Raw genomic sequence first — 1,267 nt, forward strand, 5'->3', positions numbered from 1 at the left:
AACAACAAGAGCAAGATTTAAGAAAGCTGGAAAAGCTTAACCACCAGATTATCCAGAGCATGAGAACAGGTATTATCGTCTGTAGTGAGCAAGGCGAGGTTAAATTAATCAACCATGCCTGCCTGGATTTAGTCAGCCTGGCGGAAAAGCAGCCCTTACCTTCCTTGATTGCTGATAGGCTAACATTATGGAAAGAAGCACCCGGCGTACGTACAACTCCCTTTCGAGTCAGCCAGGAAAAACCTTTGGTTCAGGCAAATTTCTCTCGCTTACAAAATGAAGCAGAGTCTGACATCCTGGTTTTTTTAGATGATACTCGCAAGACTGCGCAACAAGCTCAACATATGAAACTGGCNTCTCTCGGTCGCTTAACCGCAAGTATAGCGCATGAAGTTAGAAACCCATTAGGAGCAATTAGCCACGCAACACAACTCCTGGCTGAGTCTGAAAACCTTGACCCGGCAGACCATAAGATGACGGATATCATCCAGCGTCACTCAAAGCGTGTAAATCAGATCATTGAAAACACTCTGCAACTTAGTCGTCGAACAGAGCCAGAAGTTGAAGACATCACCTTGGCCAACTGGATTGATAAAATCGTCGGCGAATATAAAGGGCACCTGCACTCATCAGACAGAATTAATATTATACTTGCAGACAAAGACGCAACAGCACGCTTTGACCCAAGCCAAATGGAGCAAGTGTTTATCAACCTGATCGACAATGGGCTTAGGCATGGCTTAAAGTCAGATTGCAGCGCACAGTTATTTATATTGCTATCCAAAACCACAAAGGATGGCCAAGCCTATATCGAAGTAATCGATCAGGGTGAAGGAGTCTCTGAAGAGAACTCCCATCATTTATTTGAACCATTCTTCACCACTGAATCTCAGGGCACAGGACTTGGTTTGTATTTATCACGAGAAATCTGCGAAGCAAACCAAGCTCATCTGGACTATATCAACCCGGCCAGTACCGAATTTCATCAGCATTGGAAGTTTGATAACCATCGACTAGACAATAAGGCTTATCAGGCTCTTAAAGACCTTAAGCTTGGTGCGTGCTTTCGAATTGTATTTGCTCACCACAAGCGAATTGTTTAACAATAGGCTTATTCTTCTTAATGCTTTCTAAGCGACAGACAAGACTCAATATATGACCAAGCAACGCGCCTTAATTATCGACGATGAACCTGATATTCGAGAGCTGTTAGAAATCACACTCATGCGTATGGGGATAGACACCTGTAGCAGTGCGACAATCATGG

General features: G+C 43.8%; 1 protein-coding gene. It reads left to right on the forward strand.

The annotated features are described in order from the left end of the window. A partial coding sequence (locus A3766_RS27260) for a PAS domain-containing sensor histidine kinase (protein WP_231883010.1) occupies positions 1-1,103 on the forward strand: 1,103 nt, incomplete at its 5' end. Positions 1,104-1,267: the final 164 nt, after the last annotated feature.

The sequence above is a fragment of the Oleiphilus sp. HI0132 genome (genome assembly GCF_001635845.1).